This window comes from Segatella copri (genome assembly GCF_019249655.2).
In the GTDB taxonomy this organism is placed as follows: domain Bacteria; phylum Bacteroidota; class Bacteroidia; order Bacteroidales; family Bacteroidaceae; genus Prevotella.
Genome location: NZ_CP137557.1, coordinates 3,459,115 through 3,476,442, shown reverse-complemented (window position 1 = coordinate 3,476,442; position 17,328 = coordinate 3,459,115). Strand labels below are relative to the sequence as shown.

Annotated in this window: 14 protein-coding genes; 11 read left to right on the top strand and 3 right to left on the bottom strand. The window is 45.1% G+C overall.

Annotated elements, in window-relative coordinates:
* Window positions 1–10 precede the first annotated feature (10 nt).
* Window positions 11–694 carry a succinate dehydrogenase/fumarate reductase cytochrome b subunit gene (locus KUA49_RS14235; RefSeq protein ID WP_203051768.1) on the bottom strand — a complete coding sequence of 228 codons (684 nt, stop codon included), beginning with the start codon at window positions 692–694 and terminating at the stop codon, window positions 11–13.
* Window positions 695–927: 233 nt separating this feature from the next.
* Here KUA49_RS14235 and mnmG point away from each other — a divergent pair, with 233 nt between their 5' ends.
* From mnmG to deoC, 7 genes are all read left to right on the top strand, one after another.
* Complete coding sequence (mnmG, locus tag KUA49_RS14230; protein WP_203051767.1) at window positions 928–2,799, top strand: tRNA uridine-5-carboxymethylaminomethyl(34) synthesis enzyme MnmG; 1,872 nt, start codon at window positions 928–930, stop codon at window positions 2,797–2,799.
* Between the two features lie 215 nt (window positions 2,800–3,014).
* A complete protein-coding gene (locus tag KUA49_RS14225; protein ID WP_203051766.1) occupies window positions 3,015–3,545 on the top strand; it encodes an adenine phosphoribosyltransferase in 531 nt (176 codons plus the stop codon).
* 69 nt (window positions 3,546–3,614) lie between these two features.
* Window positions 3,615–5,462, top strand: a complete 1,848-nt coding sequence (gene uvrC, locus KUA49_RS14220) for an excinuclease ABC subunit UvrC (protein ID WP_218413149.1) — start codon at window positions 3,615–3,617, stop codon at window positions 5,460–5,462.
* A 51-nt stretch (window positions 5,463–5,513) separates the two neighbouring features.
* Window positions 5,514–5,966: a D-aminoacyl-tRNA deacylase gene (gene dtd, locus KUA49_RS14215; protein ID WP_218413150.1), complete on the top strand. Its 453-nt coding sequence runs from the start codon at window positions 5,514–5,516 to the stop codon at window positions 5,964–5,966.
* A 21-nt stretch (window positions 5,967–5,987) separates the two neighbouring features.
* Window positions 5,988–6,248: a hypothetical protein gene (locus tag KUA49_RS14210; protein ID WP_218413151.1), complete on the top strand. Its 261-nt coding sequence runs from the start codon at window positions 5,988–5,990 to the stop codon at window positions 6,246–6,248.
* Window positions 6,245–6,571 carry a nucleotide pyrophosphohydrolase gene (locus KUA49_RS14205; RefSeq protein ID WP_203040370.1) on the top strand — a complete coding sequence of 109 codons (327 nt, stop codon included), beginning with the start codon at window positions 6,245–6,247 and terminating at the stop codon, window positions 6,569–6,571. The genes KUA49_RS14210 and KUA49_RS14205 overlap by 4 nt, the downstream gene beginning before the upstream one ends.
* Window positions 6,572–6,659: 88 nt before the next feature.
* Complete coding sequence (gene deoC / locus KUA49_RS14200; RefSeq protein ID WP_218413152.1) at window positions 6,660–7,595, top strand: deoxyribose-phosphate aldolase; 936 nt, start codon at window positions 6,660–6,662, stop codon at window positions 7,593–7,595.
* Between the two features lie 99 nt (window positions 7,596–7,694).
* Here deoC and KUA49_RS14195 read toward each other — a convergent pair whose 3' ends face one another.
* Window positions 7,695–8,672, bottom strand: coding sequence for a polyprenyl synthetase family protein (locus KUA49_RS14195; RefSeq protein ID WP_218413153.1), 978 nt, complete (start codon window positions 8,670–8,672; stop codon window positions 7,695–7,697).
* A 107-nt stretch (window positions 8,673–8,779) separates the two neighbouring features.
* On the opposite strand from KUA49_RS14195, the gene polA reads away from it, so the two are divergent.
* The 3 genes from polA (at window position 8,780) to KUA49_RS14180 (ending at window position 14,540) form a co-directional block, all read left to right on the top strand.
* On the top strand, window positions 8,780–11,542 hold the full coding sequence (gene polA / locus KUA49_RS14190; RefSeq protein ID WP_218413154.1) for a DNA polymerase I: 2,763 nt from the start codon (window positions 8,780–8,782) through the stop codon (window positions 11,540–11,542).
* A gap of 234 nt (window positions 11,543–11,776) precedes the next feature.
* Complete coding sequence (locus KUA49_RS14185; RefSeq protein WP_203051760.1) at window positions 11,777–12,463, top strand: hypothetical protein; 687 nt, start codon at window positions 11,777–11,779, stop codon at window positions 12,461–12,463.
* 7 nt (window positions 12,464–12,470) lie between these two features.
* Entirely contained in the window at window positions 12,471–14,540 is a 2,070-nt protein-coding gene (locus tag KUA49_RS14180) for a WD40 repeat domain-containing protein (protein WP_218413155.1), read from the top strand.
* Between the two features lie 106 nt (window positions 14,541–14,646).
* Here KUA49_RS14180 and KUA49_RS14175 read toward each other — a convergent pair whose 3' ends face one another.
* On the bottom strand, window positions 14,647–15,756 hold the full coding sequence (locus KUA49_RS14175; protein WP_237474194.1) for a transposase: 1,110 nt from the start codon (window positions 15,754–15,756) through the stop codon (window positions 14,647–14,649).
* A 386-nt stretch (window positions 15,757–16,142) separates the two neighbouring features.
* Here KUA49_RS14175 and KUA49_RS14170 point away from each other — a divergent pair, with 386 nt between their 5' ends.
* On the top strand, window positions 16,143–17,306 hold the full coding sequence (locus KUA49_RS14170) for an IS4 family transposase (protein ID WP_218413642.1): 1,164 nt from the start codon (window positions 16,143–16,145) through the stop codon (window positions 17,304–17,306).
* Window positions 17,307–17,328: the final 22 nt, after the last annotated feature.

Below are 17,328 nucleotides of genomic sequence, written 5' to 3'. Positions count from 1 at the left end.
ATTACACGAATTATGCGCAGCACAAAGATGGAGCGCAACCGAAAGCGAATGCCAATACGACAACGATGAAGAGGAGAAGCAGGATGGTAGAGTAAATCATACCAATAGTCTTCCAACGGCAGAACCAAGTCTTACCGTTCCAACCGAGAGTCTGAATAGCACTCCAGAAACCGTGAGTGAGGTGGAACCAAAGAGCTACCAACCAGATGATGTAGAGAACTACGAACACAGGGTTAGCGAAGGTGTCCTGGATGTAAGCGAAGCCGTCTGCTGGGCTGTGACCGAAGCTTGTACCCAAAAGCTCAGCGAACATCATGTTGTACCAGAAGTTGAAGAGGTGAAGCAACAAACCGAGAACGATGATGATACCAAGCACCAACATGTTCTGGCTAGCCCACTCTACCTTCTCTGGCTTTGAAGTTACCTCGTAACGCTGATTTCCGCGAGCACGACGGTTCTGTGCTGTCAGAATGAAAGCGTAAACGATGTGACAAACTGCCAAAGCTGCCAAACCTAATGTTGCAACTACGGCGTACCAGTTAGCACCCAACAACTCGCAGATTGTGTTGTAAGCTTCTCCAGAGAAAAGCGCAACCACATTCATGCAACCGTGGAATGTCAAGAATAGAATAAGTGCGATACCAGTTACTGACATCACTACCTTTCTACCAATAGATGAATTGATTAACCACATAAATGATTGAATTTAAATTATTTAACTGTTTGAAACTATTTAATATTTCCTTCATCAAGTGCCTGCGATACCTACTTTTAGGCATTCTGCAATCCTCATTTTTAGGTATATTTCCGCAAGTCAGCTGCAAAATTACTATATTTTAATGATTTATCAAAGTATTTTTGCTAAAATTTCAATTTAATTTCTTACTTTTGCCGAAAATTAGAAAAAATATAGATTAAATAGAGATTATGAACTTCAATTATGACGTAATCGTTATAGGTGGAGGACACGCCGGATGCGAGGCCGCTGCGGCCGCTGCAAACATGGGTGCCGACACCTGTTTGATAACGATGGACATGAACAAGATTGGTCAGATGAGTTGCAATCCTGCCATCGGAGGAATTGCAAAGGGACAGATTGTACGGGAGATTGACGCACTGGGCGGACAGATGGGTATAGTGACCGACAAGACCGCCATACAGTTTAGAATGCTCAACATCGGTAAGGGACCTGCCGTATGGAGCCCACGTGCCCAATGCGACCGCGGCAAGTTTATCTGGGAATGGAGATCCATCCTCGACCACACCGACCATCTCGACATCTGGCAAGACCAGGCCGACGAACTGCTCGTTGCCAACGGCGAGGCCATCGGCGTGCGCACCATCTGGGGAGCCGAGTTCTACGCCAAGAGCATCATCATCACTGCCGGCACTTTCCTGAACGGACTGATGCACGTGGGAAGAAAGATGGTGGAAGGTGGAAGATGTGCAGAACCAGCCGTGCACCACTTCACCGAGAGCATCACCCGATGGGGAATCACATCGGCAAGAATGAAAACGGGAACACCGGTGCGCATCGACAAGCGAAGCGTTCACTTCGAAGACATGGAGGAGCAGCCGGGCGACATCGACTTCCATCAGTTCTCATACATGGGCAACCATCGTGTGCTGAAGCAACTTCCTTGCTGGACTTGCTACACCAATAATAAAGTACACGAGATTCTGAAAAGCGGGCTCGACGATTCACCTTTATATAATGGCCAGATCCAGAGCACCGGTCCCCGCTACTGCCCGAGCATAGAAACCAAGCTCGTCACCTTCCCCGACAAGCAGCAGCATCCGCTCTTCCTGGAGCCGGAAGGCGAAGATACGAACGAGATGTACCTGAACGGATTTTCTTCGAGCATGCCGATGGACATCCAGCTGAAGGCGCTGCACGAAATCCCGGCTCTGAGAGATGCGAAGATCTACCGACCAGGTTACGCCATCGAGTACGATTACTTCGACCCTACCCAACTGAAGCATACGCTGGAGTCGAAAATCATCAAGGGTCTCTTCTTTGCCGGACAGGTGAACGGAACCACCGGTTACGAGGAGGCAGGCGGTCAGGGCACCGTAGCCGGAATCAACGCCGCCCTCCACTGCACGGGCGACAAGACTTTCGAGATGAAACGAGACGAGAGCTACATCGGCGTGCTCATCGATGACCTCACCACAAAGGGCGTGGATGAACCTTACCGAATGTTCACCTCAAGAGCCGAGTATCGCATCCTGCTGAGACAAGACGATGCTGATGCCCGACTCACCGAGAAGGCATACGAGCTGGGCATTGCCAAGCGCGACCGTTACGACTGGTGGTTGGAGAAGAAGGAAGCCATCGAAAGAATCATCGACTTCTGCGCCAACTATCCTATCAAGAAGGAAGAGATCAATCCGAAGCTCGAAGCGCTCGGCACCACTCCGCTGCGTGCCGGCTGCAAGCTCATCGACCTCGTAGCCCGTCCACATCTGAACCTTCAGAACCTCTCGGAGATTATCCCCGACCTGAAGGCTGCGATGGAAGCGCCGGCTAACCGCAAGGAAGAGATTGCAGAGGCGGCGGAAATCAAGATGAAGTACAAGGGTTACATCGACCGCGAGCGACTCATCGCCGACAAGATGCACCGTCTGGAGAACATCAGAATCAAGGGAAGATTCAAGTACTCGGAGATTCACGAAATCTCTACCGAGGGACGCCAAAAGCTCGAACGCATCGACCCTGAGACTTTGGCCCAGGCAAGCCGCATTCCGGGCGTTTCGCCAAGCGACATCAACGTGATGCTCGTGCTGATGGGAAGATAAGCCGGAAACATCGGCTGTTTCACCGCAAAAGACTGCGAAACAAAGGATATTGCAGAATGTTTCACGTGAAACCCGCAAAACATAAAACATTTGATATTAAAGAACTTAGATTCTTTTACATCAAGTAAATTGTGGCTAAAGTAAAACTTCAGCATTTTCGTGGAACAAAAGCGAAGAAAGAAGAAATATAGTATTAATTTTATAGTAAATAAGTAATGAACAATCAGCTATTATTAGACAATCTGCGTTGCATTCCAGATTGGCCTATCAAGGGTGTAAACTTCCGTGACGTGAGTACCCTTTTCAAGAATCCTGCATCTCTCAAGGAGATCTGTGACGAGATGTATGAGATCTACAAAGACAAGGGAATTACCAAGATTGTGGGCATCGAATCTCGCGGTTTCGTAATGTCTTCGGCACTCGCCATTCGCCTCGGAGCAGGCGTAGTTTTGTGCCGCAAGCCAGGTAAGCTTCCATGCAAAACCGTGCAGGCTAGCTACGCCAAAGAGTATGGCATCGACACCATCGAAATCCACGAAGATGCCATCAACGAGAACGACGTAATCCTCCTCCACGACGACCTTCTCGCCACCGGCGGAACCATGAAGGCTGCATGCGATCTGGTGAAGAAATTCCACCCGAAGAAGGTGTATGCCAACTTCATTATCGAGCTCGTAAACGAGAATTTCGAAGGTAGAAAAATCTTCGATGACGACGTAGAAGTATCAACTTTATTGCAGTTGTAATCCCATTTAGCGTTGCGGTTTCACGTGAAACCACAACGCTATTTTACCCTATTTTTAACCCATAACAAGATGACGAAACAAGAAAATGAGGAGCGATTGGCAAGGCTGAAAAACATAGTTTTGAGCATGCCGGAGAAGCCAGGAAGCTATCAATACTACGACGAAAACCATACGATTATATACGTGGGAAAGGCGAAAAATCTGAAGAGAAGAGTGTCTTCTTACTTCCATAAAGAGGTGGATAGATACAAGACTAAGGTGCTTGTTTCTAAAATTTTCGACATCTCTTATACCGTTGTAAACACCGAGGAAGATGCCCTTTTGCTGGAAAACAGCCTCATTAAAAAGTATAATCCAAGATATAATGTCTTGCTGAAAGACGGCAAAACCTACCCTTCTATATGCGTTACGAACGAGTATTTTCCCCGCATTTTCAAGACCCGAAACATCAATAAAAAGGTGGGAACTTTCTTCGGTCCTTACCCTCATGTGGGCAGCATGTATGCCGTTCTGGAGGTCATCAAGAAGCTGTATAAACCCCGCACCTGCCGGTTTCCTATCACCAAAGAAGGCGTGGCGGAAGGCAAATACAAGCCCTGTCTGGAGTACCATATTCACAACTGTGGTGCCCCTTGTATCAACAAGCAGAGCTACGAGGAGTACCAGGAAAACATGCGCCAGGCACGTGAAATTCTGAAGGGAAACACCCGCGAAGTGAGCAAATATCTCTATGATTTGATGATGAAAAATGCCGAACTTCTGCGCTTCGAAATAGCCGAAGAATACAAGAAGAAGTACCAGTTGCTGGACGAATTTGAGGCAAAAAGCGAGGTGGTAAGCCATACCATTACCGACGTTGACGTCTTCACCATCGTGAATGATGACGCCATGAAGAATGCCTTCATCAACTATATTCACGTAAAAAACGGCACTATCAACCAGAGCTTCACCTACGAGTATAAGCGCAAGCTGGAGGAGAGCGACGAGGAACTTCTGATTACCGCCATACCGGAAATCAGAGAGCGTTTCCACTCTACTTCGAAAGAGATTATCGTGCCTTTCGAGATGGAATGGAAACTGAAAGATGCCACCTTCTTCGTGCCGCAGAGAGGCGACAAGAAGCACCTTCTGGAGCTCTCGGAAATGAACTGCAAGCAGTATAAATTCGACCGTCTGAAGCAGGCTGAAAAGCTCAATCCGGAGCAGAAACAAACCCGATTGATGAAGGAATTGCAGACGAAACTGAAGCTTCCAAAGATGCCTTACCAGATAGAATGCTTCGATAATTCCAACATATCGGGTACCGATGCCGTGGCTGGATGTATCGTATATAAAGGTATGAAACCATCAAGAAAGGACTATAGGAAATACAACATCAAAACGGTGGAAGGACCGGATGATTATGCTTCGATGCAGGAGGTGGTAAGACGAAGATACAGTCGCATGATAGAGGAAGAAACTCCCCTGCCAGACCTTATCATCACCGATGGTGGAAAGGGCCAGATGGAGGTGGTAAGAGAGGTGATAGAAGACGAACTGCACCTGGAAATTCCTATCGCAGGTCTTGCCAAGGACGACCGCCACCGCACCAACGAACTCCTCTACGGCTTCCCGCCACAAACCATCGCTCTACCACCAGAAAGCGAGCTTTTTAAGGTATTGACGCAGATACAGGACGAAGTACATAGATACGCCATCACCTTCCATCGTGACAAGCGCAGCAAGCACGCCCTGCATTCGGAATTAGACGATATCAAAGGCATCGGTCCTAAGGCAAAAGAGGCACTCCTGAGCAAGTTTAAGAGCGTGAAAAAGATAAAAGAAGCATCGCAGGAACAGCTTGCCGAGGTATTAGGCCCTCATAAAGCCAAAATTCTTGCGAAATATTTCGCCGAAAAAGACGAGAATATGAAATAAAAGTCGTATATTTGCAGTTGAAACTATGTAATAATAATAAAATTCAAACAGATGAGAATAGTAATACAGCGTGTAGGCCATGCCTCTGTAACCATTGAAGGAGAAGTGAAATCTGCCATCAAGCAGGGCTATCTGATCCTTCTCGGCGTTGAGGAAAGCGACACTTCAGAAGACGTAGATTGGTTGGTTAGAAAGGTTATCGGCCTTCGTGTTTTCGACGACGAGAATCACGTAATGAACCGCTCCATTATGGATATAAACGGCGAGATTCTGGTGATTAGCCAGTTCACCCTATTCGCCAGCTACAAGAAGGGCAATCGCCCTAGCTGGCTCAGAGCAGCCAAGCACGAAATCAGCGTTCCGCTCTATGAAGAGTTCTGCAAGAAGCTATCCGATGCACTCGGAAAGCCAGTAGGAACGGGCGAATTTGGTGCCGACATGAAGGTAGAATTACTGAATGATGGTCCTGTTACCATCATGATGGACACCCATAATAAGGAGTAAAAACCAAACATTCGAGAACAGATGGAAAAGATTTTAAAATATAAAAGTTGGTTCCTGGCTATAGGAATAATCATAACGTTTACCTTTTCTCAAAGGTTCTTAAACAATCCATGGGCAGAATATGTTGGTGAAACCCTCGTTGCCATTGGCGTGAATATGGAGTTCATCAGCGACAAAATGGAGAATGGAAAAATCGGTATCTACAACACCATTGCCGCTATATTCATGACTGGATTATGGCTATGTTTGACTTATTTCATAATTAAAGATCATCTATTATGACTATAAAAGAAGCACAGGAAGCAGTAGATAAGTGGATTAAGGAATATGGCGTTCGCTATTTCAGCGAGCTTACCAATATGGCTTGTCTTACGGAAGAAGTAGGAGAACTGGCTCGTGTCATCGCCCGAACATACGGCGACCAGAGCTTCAAAAAAGGCGAAAAGCCTAACCTAGGAGAGGAAATGGCTGACGTTCTCTGGGTTCTCATTTGTCTGGCTAACCAAACGGGTATCGATCTTACCGAAGAGCTCCAGAAAAGCATCGACAAGAAGACCCAAAGGGATGCTGAAAGACATAAGAACAATCCGAAATTGAAGGAATAAAACACCGAAATTGAGGAAGTAAAATACCCGAAATTGAGGGAATCATATAAATAACTAAACTTTAATAATAAAAAAAGTAACATTAAGTATGAGCAGTATTAAAGAACAGGTTCTTGCACAGCAGGGACAGTATAGCGAGTCGGACGACAAGTATTTGTCTGTATTGAAACAGTATAATTGCGACCTCAACGACGAGGAAATCGCAGCAGAAGTGAAGAAGATTCTCGATGAGAAGGTAGCAGAGAATGAGACTATGGAGGTGAAGAAGTTCCTCTTCGGTAGCATCGAGCTTACATCTCTTCATACAGAGGATACAGAGGAAAGCATCCTGAAGATGATTGAAAAGGTAAACCAGTTTGCCCACGATTATCCTGAGCTTCCTCATGTAGCAACCGTATGCACCTACCCTAACTTCGCTGGTCTTATCAGTCAGAGTCTGGAGGTTGATGGCGTAGAAATCGCCGTTGTAAGCGGTAATTTCCCATCTTCTCAGACATTTATCGAGGTAAAGATTGCCGAGACAGCCATGGCTATCAAGGATGGTGCTACAGAGGTAGATATCGTAATGCCTGTAGGCAAGTTCTTCAGCGAGGATTACGAGGGTCTCTGCGACGATATCCAGGAGTTGAAGGCAACCTGCGGCGAGCATAAGATGAAGTGTATCCTGGAAACAGGCGACTTGAAGAACTGCAGCAACATCATGAAGGCTTCTGTTCTTGCCATGTATGCAGGTTCTGATTACATCAAGACTTCTACAGGTAAGGAGAAGGTTTCAGCTACTCCAGAGGCAGCTTACGTAATGTGCCAGGCCATCAAGGCTTACTACGAGAAGACTGGTATTCAGATAGGTTTCAAGCCTGCCGGCGGCATCAATACCGTTCACGACGCAGTGGTTTACTACACCATCGTGAAGGAAGTTTTGGGCGAAAAGTGGCTTACCAACCAGTGGTTGCGCCTCGGCACATCGCGCCTTACCAACCTCCTCTTGAGCGAAATCCTGGGTAAGGAAATCAAGTATTTCTAAAAGAAATAAGTTATAATCAATAGGATACAGAAGCAAAAAGGGTTGATTCTCTCGGAGAATCAACCCTTTTTTATTCATTATGCTTTTCGTTTCGTAATATTACGCTTTTCGTTCTATTACGAAGTCCAAATACGCCTTCAAGGCATTATATACATCCTTATCCTCCACGTATGTATCGAGGAAAATCATCGCCTCGGCATGGAAATCCCACATACGCTTATCAGCATATTCTATACCGCCATTCTCCTTGGTAAATGCCACCAGCTGAGCGATTTCCTCTGAAGAAATCTCACGGGATTTCACCTTTCTCGCCAGCTTCATCATCTCCTCATCGCCCGTTGACTTAAGTGCATAGATAACAGGCAGGGTCAGTTTACCCTCCGTCATATCGTTGCCCGTTGGCTTACCAATCTCCTTGGAATCATAATAATCAAAGATATCATCACGAATCTGGAAAATGATGCCGAGATTCTGGCCAAATCGCTTGGCAGCAGTAACCTCTACGGCAGAAGCATTGGCCGATAACGCACCAATACCTGCACAAGCCTCGAAGAGTGCGGCAGTTTTCTGGTTAATTACTTCATAATAAATCTCTTCTGATATTTCTTCATTGCTGATACTATTCAACTGGAGAATCTCACCATTCGACAAGGTACGACCCAACTCTGCCAGATAGCGAACAATCTCTTCTGAATGAGAATAAGATACATGAAGAAGAGCGGTTGATAAAATATAGTCGCCCACAAGTACGGCTACCTTATTATTATAGGTAGCATTCACACTAGCCTGTCCACGACGCTCGCCACTCTCATCAACCACATCATCATGAACCAGCGAAGCGGTATGAAGAAGCTCCAAACCAACAGCAGAATGTTGAGTTACGCTAGAAACCTTTCCAAAATTACGAGCCATCAGCAGGATGAGCATAGGGCGCATGCGCTTTCCAGCGCGCTGACGGATGTGGTCGAGCACCTGGGAAAGGAGGCCGTCACTGTGCATCAAAGACTTGTTGAACAAATCTACGAAATCTGCCAAATCTGCCTCAATTGGTTGTTTGATAAGTGATAAATAGTCCATTATTTTCGTTTAAACCTACTTAATTTCTGAAATTTGATACAAAATTAATGAATTATTCGTGAAATATCGCATTTTTTTAGTAATTTTACACCATAAAAATGAATATTATGGATAAATTGTTCCTTTTAGACGCTTATGCGCTCATTTATAGGTCGTATTACGCCTTTATGAAAGCCCCTCGAATCAATTCGAAGGGTCTTAATACTTCATGTGTCATGGGTTTCTGCAATACCCTTAACGAGATACTTACCAAGGAGAAGCCAACCCACATAGCGGTGGCTTTCGACCATGGCAAAACCTTCCGCCATGAGGCTTTTCCTGCTTACAAAGCTCAGCGAGAAGAGACTCCGGAAGACATCAAACTCTCGGTGCCTATCATCAAAAGTATCCTCGAAGCATACCATATTCCCATCCTTCAGGTAGATGGTTTCGAGGCAGATGACATCATCGGAACCGTTGCCTTGAAAGCTGGAGAAAAGGGTGTCGAAACCTATATGCTTACTCCTGACAAGGACTATGCGCAGCTGGTTCGTGACAATGTTTTCATGTTCCGACCTCGCCATGGAGGTGGGTACGAAAAGCTCGGAGTTGAAGAGATTGAAGAAAAATACAGCATCGCTTCCCCACTCCAGGTCATCGACCTCTTGGCACTGATGGGTGACTCTGCCGACAACTTTCCTGGATGCCCAGGCGTTGGAGAGAAAACTGCCATCAAACTGATTAGCGAGTTTGGAAGTGTTGAGGGATTGATTGAGAACTCATCAAAAGTGAAAGGCAAACTTCGCGAAAAGGTAGAAGGTGCCGTGGAAGATATCAAGATGTCGAAATTCCTGGCAACCATCAGAACCGATGTTCCTGTGGATTTGAAGATGGACGACTTGAAGTTGACTGAGCCAGACAACGCCAAACTAGACGAAATCTTCACCGAACTGGAGTTTAAGTCGTTCGCCAAGCGAGTTCTTAAAAAACCTCAAAAGGTGCAAACAAACCCTACAGGAGAGCTCGATTTATTTGGCGCACAGCCAAGCGATGGGCAGGAAGAGCAAAAAAACACGAGTTTTGAGACCATTAAGACGACTCATCATACATACAAACTCGTTGAAACAGAAGAAGATGCACGCAATCTTTATGATTTTTTGATTACAAAGAAGATTCTCAGTTTAGATACAGAGACCACTTCTACTTCTGCCATCGATGCAGAATTGGTGGGTTTGAGCTTTGCAGTTGAGGAGAAGGAGGCATTCTACGTAGCAATTCCAGCAAATCGTGAAGAAGCTTTAAAATTCGTAAACATATTCAAACCGCTCTACGAGAACCCTGAAATCCTGAAAGTGGGACAAAACATCAAGTACGATTACGAGGTGTTGATGAACTACGGTGTGGAGATACAGGGAAAGATGTTTGATACGATGCTCGCGCACTACATCATCCAGCCAGAACTCTATCACAACATGGACTATCTCGCTGAAGTCTTCCTCAACTACCAGACAGTTCACATCGAGGAGCTGATAGGCCCGAAGGGCAAAAACCAGAAGTCGATGCGCGACCTTGCTCCATCTGAAGTTTACGAATATGCAGCCGAGGATGCCGACATCACATTGAGATTGAAGAATGTGCTCGAACCGAAGCTCAAGGAGATAGAATGCGAGGATCTGTTCTGGAATGTAGAGATGCCATTGGTTCCGGTGCTTGCCCACATGGAGATGAATGGCGTGTGCATTGATACAGAAACATTGAAGGAGACATCCAATAATCTTACCAATCGTCTTGCAGAAATCGAACATCATATCTATGAGTTGGCAGGCGAATCTTTCAACATCTCTTCTCCCCGACAAGTAGGAGAAATTCTCTTCGGAAAGATGAAGATTGTGGAAAAGCCGAAGAAGACGAAGACGGGACAGTATGTAACCAGCGAAGAGGTTTTACAGCAGTTGCGCAGCAAGAGTCCTATCATCGATGAGATATTGAACTACAGAGGATTGAAGAAACTTCTGGGCACCTATATCGATGCTCTTCCCAAGCTTATCAACCCTCGAACCGGTCATATCCACGCATCGTTCAACCAAGCCATCACAGCCACAGGTCGTCTCTCTTCAAGCGATCCGAACCTGCAGAACATCCCTGTGAGAGATGACGATGGCAAGGAGATAAGAAGATGCTTCATCCCGGAGCCAGGATGTCTATTCTTTTCTGCGGATTACTCGCAGATAGAGCTGCGCATCATGGCACATCTGAGTGAAGATGCCAACATGGTAGAGGCTTTCCGCGAAGGTTCAGATATCCACGCCGCCACAGCAGCCAAGATTTGGCACGAAGACATCAAGGACGTGACCGATGCCCAGAGAAAGAAGGCAAAGACAGCCAACTTCGGTATCATCTACGGTATCACCACCTTCGGTCTTGCCCAACGCATGAACATCGAGAACAAGGAAGCGAAGCAAATCATAGAAGATTACTTCCGCACCTTCCCTGGCGTTCAGGCTTATATGGAAAAGTCGAAGGAGATGGCAAGAGCCAAGGGATACGCCGAAACCCTCTTCCACCGCCGCCGCTATCTGCCGGATATCAACAGCAAGAACGGCACCGTGAGAGGATTCGCCGAGCGCAATGCCATCAATGCCCCTATCCAGGGTTCAGAGGCCGACATCATCAAGGTGGCGATGGTACGCATCTTCAACCGCTTCAGAAAAGAAGGCATCAAGAGCAAGATGATTATTCAGGTGCACGACGAGCTCAACTTCTCCGTCTATCCAGAAGAGAAAGAACAGGTGGAGAAGATTGTGGTAGAAGAAATGCAGAATGCCTACAAGCTCAGCGTGCCACTGGTGGCAGATGCCGGTTGGGGCAAAAACTGGCTTGAAGCGCATTAATTTAATACAAAATAAACACAAAAATGCTGCAAAAGGTATATTTTTTATCCTTTGGCAGCATTTTTTTACGTAAAAGGTTCCTCCTTTCTTATTTTTTTTGTAAATTTGTCGCAAGAATCTATCAGGCAGAGGCATCAAAGAGAAAAAAGGACCTCAATACATCAAGTATACCAGATTCATATTCTCTGCCTTTGGACAGAAAGTAATATAATAATAATGATAAATTTCAAGCTTATGAAACATCTATTTTTCTCAGTAGGTTTGCTTTGCCTCATGGCAGCACCTATCAGTGTATCTGCTCAAGCACAGAGCACTAAGGACTTACTTAAAGAGCGTAAAGAACTTGTAAAGGCATCTAAGGCTGAACTTAACGCAAAGGCAACAAAAGCCGCACAGAAAGAGGCTAAGAAATTGAAGAAGGAAGGTTGGCAATCAGCTCCAGGAGCACTCCCATTGGAGAAGCAGCTCGACAAGTCATACCTCATGCAGATGGAGTATGATGAGTCTATGTACCCAAAGTACCTGATGGGCGAGGCAATGAGCATTGGCGAGAACTATGATGGTGCCAAGATGCAGGCCACAGAATTGGCTAAGCAGAACCTGGCTGCACAGATTCAGACAGAGGTTTCTGCACTCGTAGACAACTCTGTCGCTACACAGCAGCTCGCTATGGAAGAAGCTGTTACCGTGACCAAGAGTATCATGGCCAGCAAGAGCCTCATCGTTCAGAGCATCGGTAGAACCATCACCGTGGTAGAGTGCTTCCGCACCTTGAAGAACAAGAACAAGGAGGTGCTGGTACGCATCGCTTACAACGGAGAGATGGCTAAGGCTGCAGCTAAGCAGGCTATCCGCCAGAGCCTCGAAAACGAGAGCAGCGAGCTGCACAAGAAACTTGATAACGTTTTGGGAACCAAATAAGTAGATAATGAAAAAAACAACATTTGCAATAGCATGGTTGTTAGGATGTACACTCGGCCTCTCTGCACAGGAGGCCGAGACTCCTAAACCCCATGATACAAAAGTAAAATTGAGCAAAACAGCCGACGGTTTTGCCAACTATTATAGCGGCTACTACTATTACCATGGTGGAGAAATCTTCAACATGCGTAACTACCCAATGTTTGCCGGTAATAAGATCAGCTCACTTCGCATCAATCCTTCAGGCACATCTTACGCCTTCATCGACAACAAGAAAGATAAGAACAGCGTAGATGTATACAGCCTCATCTATAAGGATACAAGACAGGGAAAAGTAGGAACCACCAAGTTATTCAAACCGCTTGCCATCTGCTATTCTCCAGATGCCAAATTCCTCTATGTGATGGGATCCGACAAGAAGATTCATATCTATACCACCCGCAAGACACAGGAGGTTAAGAACTTCGATGTAAACGAGACAGCATCTCGCCTTGATGCAAGCCCTAACGGATTCTTCCTCATAGCTAGCTCCGCAAACAAAATACAGGTCATCAACATGGAGAACCAGAGCGTGAGAACCACCATCGACCTGAAGGCAGAACTGAAGGACATTGCCTTCTCTTCCAACAGCAAGCAGATGGCTGTACTCACAGCAGATGGAACCTGCGATGTATATGATACCAAGACTTTCAAGGTGAGCAAGCATTTTGATGCCATGGGCATCGCTGAAAAGTGCTACTTCCACCCAGAAAACAAATACCTGGCTATCGTTACCGGTGAACAGCGCGTGGCACTCCTCAACCTGCTCAATGACGATGATCGCCAATATATTGACGCCAAAGATGCCGACATCAAGTATATCAACTTCACAAAGAATGTGAAGAACGAGTTCTATCTTGTTTATGCCACCAGCAACGGTATCACTTTTACCCCTGTGGGCTTCCTCTCTCCTAACCGTCAGGAAAAACTGAAGGATGAGTTGAACAGCCGCATGGACGAGTGGATGAAGCAGATGGACGGTGAGTCGCTCGACGACTACAAGGTACGTGTCAACGAGCAGACCCGTCTCAACCAGATGCGCCTCTTCGAGACAGAAATCGCTACCAACATGGCTGAGAATCTGTTGACATCATCAGACGTGAAACTCGGTAACTACAACGCCGACATGAACATGTTGACCCTCGATTTCAACAACATGCCAAGTATTTACCTGACCGTGCCTGCAAGCGAATTGGAAGGCATGGACGTAAGCAACCTGGAATTCACCAACACCAAGTACGGCTTGAATGATAAGGACGAATTCGAGCTTGTCTATACCGAGGTTGTGAACAAGAAGACTGGAAAGAAGTACGTGTTCGACAATACCGAGCGTAAGTCGTTGGCTTTCCTGGAGTCTGACGATAACTTTGTTCCATTCGAACAGTTGCAAGGTGCCAAGATGGAAGAGCTGAAGCTGGAAGAAATCAAGAACAAGATCTTGAAGAACGCCCAGGAGCAGAACGTCATCTCCGACCATACCAAGATTGATGTACATACCAAGGTGGTAAACGGCACAGATGCATCGGGTAAGAACATCTTCAACTATGATGTGGATGTATCTTATACTGTTGACGAGGCATTCTCTGCAAAGGATGACTTTGCACCAGGCAAATTCAAGGCAGAAGAATCTAACGCCGCACAGGCTATGCTCGCCATTGTGAAGAAGGCTCTCGAAGAGGACTTCTCCAAGTATATGGTAGCAGGGAAGCAGGTGAAGGTGCAGATTACCGGTATGGCTGACGCCTTGCCATTCAGCCGCACGGTGGCATACGATGGCTGCTACGGCGACTTTGATCAGGAGCCTGTTCACAAGAATGGTGAGTTGAGCAATATCACCGTGACCAAGGCTACCGGTATCAGCCAGAACGAGCAGTTGGCTTACTTGCGCGCCATGGGCGTGAAGAACTACATGGAGCAGAACATTCCTGAACTCCAGAAGATGAAAGCCGACTACGACACTTACATTGAGGTTTCTGAGAACAAGGGTGGCGAATACCGCCGCATCGGTGTGAAGTTCACCTTCATCAACGCATTCTAGGAACATTGCCATAAGCCTTTTTCCAAGAATGGGGTTGAAACCTAATTAAAATGCAATTAATGCATTCTTAATGATATCAATAGTTCGTTAAAATTTGAGATAATGGCTAAGCAGCTTTACGTTGCCAGCCAAAGAGTTCTTTGATAGTATGACTAATTAACTTTCGGTTCGGTATTCTCCGACACTTGTTGAAAATTAATTTAGCGATGTATGTGCTTGCCATAATCTCCTTGAAAGAAGCCATGGAATACGGCAATTCATTTTCCTTCATCATCACTTTCGCAACATTCTGTGATGCGAATGATGCATTATAGGAAAAGTCCAACTGGTTCTTGTGTCTTGCTTGGCAATGCGTAAGACCAGTATATTGCTTTGCATCGCGAAAACAAAACTCTATTTGGAATCTTGAGCGGTATGTGCGCAACACTTCCTCACCCGACATGGATGTCTTTGTTGAGAAGAAAAGCTTGTGTTTTCCGTTCGGCATAACCCAAATGACAAGGCGCACTTTCTGCTTCAATGCCTTTGAATAGGCTATGAGTGTGTAGGCTGTGCCTTCAAGTCCTTCAATATGCAACTCTGCCATACGTGTGAGGTCAAGTTTCTTGTAGTTGATTTTTCCGTCAAGTGTCTTGGGACGTCCAGGCTTATTGGAACGAGGTCCCGTATACACATAATATAGGCTCGCAGTATCCCTGAAGCGGCTGACAAGATGGAAACCGCACTCTTTGATTCCGTCCACAAACGGACGGATAGAGAAGAAAGCGTCAGCGACAACAATATCGGTGACCTTCAACAAATCCTTCTTATAACGCTTGATGACCGCTATGTAATGTTGCACGAGAGTCATGTTACGCATTTTCAATTCTCCAGTAGATGGAGTCTGATGGGCGCGCAGCATCATGCAACTGTTGGCATGGACATCGACAAGTGCAAGCCCCATGATTTCAAGCCCATGCTTCATGGAACTTGCACAACCGGACCAGAAAGTACCGATATGCGGAGTCTTCTTACCCGACTTGCTGATGTAGCTCGGATCGATGGCTATAGCCAATAGACCATCCATATTCAAGTAACGTCGGCATAGGGCAAGGTTGAACTTCACCCAGTCTATGCATTTAGCACGACCACGGTTGAAGTTCGTTCTGTAGGTCTGCTCACAATGGGTGCCGTAACGCTCCATTTGAGTGAAATTTATCTTTCTTTGTATCGTCATGTACAATAAAAGTATTTCCAAGAGTAGACTCTCGAAAGTTTTGCTTAACTTTGCAGATGAACTTTTGATAGCATCTCTGCATATTTCCGTATATTGGTTGAGTGGTTCTGATGTCATATAACTTTGAGCTTAGAGAACTATAAAGTTACTGATAATCAGCCACTTAACCAAATTTTATTAGTTATATTACGTTAATTAACTCTCTCATTTTCAATCGATTACATAAGAATTAACAGAGTATTGTGATATTATACATATTATCACTACTGTCCAATAAAAAAGGGCAATTCGATCTTTGAAACAGTTGAATTATAGTCTTTTATGCAGTATTTTGCAATGAAACGGACTTGATTTTGTAACTTTGCAGCCAAAAAGAATTGGCTACTATGTTTCAAGACAAATATGTTTTCGCTCAACTTACTGCATTTCTGAATAGAACTCAGTTCAACAACTACGTACGCAAGTATGATGGCAACCGATACGTGAAACACTTCACTTGCTGGAACCAGCTTCTTGCAATGATGTTTGGGCAACTGAGCAATCGTGAGAGTTTACGTGACTTGATAGTTGCGTTGGAAGCTCATCGAGCTAAGCAATATCATCTGCGGCTTGGACGTAATACTATCGTAAAAGCAACTCTTGCTTATGCCAATCAGACTCGTGATTACAGGATTTTCGAAGACTTTGCATTCTATATGATGAAGGAAGCTTGCAAAAAGCGAGAAACCAACATTTTGAATATACCAGGAAAGAAGTATGCTTTTGATTCGACAACTATTCCGTTGTGTCTTGCAACTTTTCCATGGGCAAAGTTCAGAAGTAAGAAAGGAGGAGTCAAAGCACATGTCTTATATGACGTAGAAGCACAAGTTCCAGCTTTCTATACTGTGACCACAGCATCAAAGCATGATTCTACAGCAATGTCTTCAATTACGTATGAACCAAATAGTTACTACATTTTCGATAGGGCTTATGATACTTTCAAGGAACTTTATAAGATTCATCTTACAGGTTCCTACTATGTAGTCAGAGCCAAAACGAACTTGAAGTACAAAATGGTAAAATGGAAGCGAAGAATGCCAAAGAATGTACTAACTGATGCAGAAGTAAAACTAACAGGATATCTTTCCGAAAAGAAGTATCCTGAATCATTCAGATTCATTCGATACTACGATGAAGAAGATGATCGTGAGTTTACTTTTCTGACGAATGCAAAGCATCTTTCTGCGTTGGATGTCGCGAATCTATATAAAAAAAGATGGTTGGTTGAACTATTTTTCAAATGGCTAAAGCAGCATCTTAAGATAAAGAGATTCTGGGGCACAACGAAGAATGCTGTACGCATACAGATTAGTGTTTCCATTATCACTTATTGTCTCGTGGCTATTGTGCACCATGATATGCAATTGAAACGCTCGACATATGAAGTTTTGCAGATTCTAAGCATTTCATTGACGGACAAAACCCGTCTAAGAGATCTATTTGATAAGACTATTTTCAACGATGTCAAAGAACTCGATTATCCCCTTTTTAAGGGACTATTTGATTAATTAATTAACGTGTCCAATTTTT